This is a genomic window from Streptomyces sp. NP-1717 (assembly GCF_022695985.1).
Classification (GTDB): domain Bacteria; phylum Actinomycetota; class Actinomycetes; order Streptomycetales; family Streptomycetaceae; genus Streptomyces.
The window spans coordinates 1-2,233 of sequence record NZ_JAAPBF010000432.1; the positions used below are offsets into that span (position 1 = coordinate 1).

2 protein-coding genes are annotated in these 2,233 nt (G+C 73.9%); both read right to left on the reverse strand.

Annotated elements, in window-relative coordinates:
• On the reverse strand, positions 1–480 hold a 480-nt coding region (locus tag GXP76_RS35250; RefSeq protein WP_277994152.1), incomplete at its 3' end, for an SRPBCC domain-containing protein.
• Positions 481–561: 81 nt separating this feature from the next.
• Positions 562–2,196: a polyamine aminopropyltransferase gene (locus GXP76_RS35255; protein ID WP_242575693.1), complete on the reverse strand. Its 1,635-nt coding sequence runs from the start codon at positions 2,194–2,196 to the stop codon at positions 562–564.
• Between the last annotated feature and the right edge of the window lie 37 nt (positions 2,197–2,233).

Here is a 2,233-nt window from a genome sequence, read left to right on the forward strand (position 1 = left end):
AGAGGCAGGCCCGCCCGCACCGGCCCTGCCCGCGGCGGACTCGTCCTGAGCCTCCCCGCCGGAGGCACCCAGCGCCGTCGCGAAGCGGTCCAGCAGTCTGCGGGCCGCCGCCTCGGACGTCGTCGGGGCGATGTCCGACAGACGGCCCTCCGACGTCGACGTCGCGGTGAAGGCCACCGTCGTGCCCCCGTCCGCATCCCGCAGCCGGATGCGGACGTTCAGACCGGCGGAGCCCGTACCGCGGATCTCCGCGCCCTCGCCCTTCGCCGTGAAGGCCCCCGCCCGTTCCGTGAGCGTCAGCGCGCCGCGGTACGTGATCGTGTGGCCGCCGACGCGGACCTTAAGGCGGCCCGACAGGGGGCGCGCCGACGCGTCCGCGTCCTGCTGGAGTCCGGGGACGCAGCGCGCGACGCGGGCGTGGTCCCGCAGCGCCTCGCGGAGGGTCTCAGCCGGAACCGGAATGAACACCTCATGCTCCATGGGATCCGAGCCTACTCAGCCCCGCCGCATCAGGCGCCTCTGTGCACACATCGGCCACCTTCCACCACGAACCCACTCCCCTCATCCCGCGTACCTCGGATGCACGAGCGTCGACGGCGGCAGATCGGGCAGCCTGGTGCGTTCCGCCCGGAGGACGCCCGCTTCGAGCACCGGCGGAGCCAGCGAGCGCAGCCGGGGCGCGTCCGGGGCGAGCCCCACCGCCGGCGGGCGCCCGACGGCCGCCAGGACGAACCCCCAGTCCGCCCGCTCACCGGCGCCGCCCTCGCCCCCGCCAGAGTTCTTCCCGTCGTGGGACCGGTCGGGCCCCGCGCCGAAAGCGGCCGCCCGCCCCGTCGCGGTGTACGGACTCGTACCGAAACCGGCCGCCCGCAGCGTCGCGTCGACCGTCCAGTACGTACGCGGCCGGACGCCCGGCGGCCCGGCGTGCACGGCCAGCCGCCCGCCCTCGGCGAGCACCCGCGAGGCGAGCCCGTAGAACTCCTCCGAGTAGAGCTTCGTGCTCGGGGTGATGCCGGGGTTGGGCAGGTCCGAGACGACCACGTCGTACGCTCCCGACCCCGCCGCCGCCCGCCCCCTCAGCCACGCGAACGCGTCCGCGTACTCCACCCGGAACCGCGGGTCGTCGTACACCCCCTCGTTCAGAGCGGCCAGCGCCGGGTCCGTACGGGCCAGGCGCGCGACACCGCGGTCGAGCTCCACCACCGTGACCGAGCGGACGTCCCTGTAGCGCAGGACCTCCCGCGCCGCGAGGCCGTCCCCGCCGCCCAGGATCAGCACCCGCGCGTGCGGACCGCGCATCGCGGGATGCACCAGCGCCTCGTGGTACCGGTGCTCGTCGCGCTCGCTGACCCTCAGCCGCCCGTCCAGATACAGATCCAGCGGCCCCTCGCGCCCGCCCGTGAGGACGATCTCCTGGACCTCGGTCTGGACGGCGACCCGCACCCCGTCCCCGTACACCGCGCGCCGCGCGGCCCGCTCGAAGTCGTCCACCAGGACCGCGGCGGTGCCCAGGACCGCCAGCACCAGGACGTTCACGAGCAGCAGCAGCCCCCGCTCACGGCCCGTCAGATCGCGTCCGAAGACCCAGAGCACGAGCGCCCCGCCCGCCACCACGTTGACCGCGCCGGTCAGGAGCGCGCCCGTGAGCTGCCCGAACCACGGCAGCAGCAGGAAGGGAAAGGCCAGCCCGCCCACCAGCGCGCCCACGTAGTCCGCCGCGAAGAGATCGGCGACGTTCCCGCCCGCGTCCTGCCGGGAGACGCGCTGGATGAGCGTCATCAGCAGGGGGATCTCCGCGCCGATGAGGACCCCGATGGAGAGCGAGAAGCCGATCAGCGCGTAACGCGACTCCCCCATCCAGGCGAACGTCGCGTACAGCACCAGCGCCGAGAGCCCGCCCAGCAGCGCGAGCGCCGCCTCGACCAGACCGAACCCGACGGCCGCCCGGCAGCGCAGCCGCTTCGCGAGCAGCGAGCCGAGGCCCATCGCGAAGACCATCAGGGACAGGACGACCGACGCCTGCGTGACGGAGTCACCGATCAGATACGACGCGAGGGCGACCAGCTCCAGCTCGTAGACCAGTCCGCACGCGGCGCAGACGAAGACCACGGCGAGGATCAGGAAGCGACCCGCGCTCGGTCGGACGGGCAGCCGCGCCGCGCTGTCCGGCGGCGCGACCACAGACTGGTCGATCATTCCAGTAACGCTACGTCACGACTTCCGTGCGGCCTGT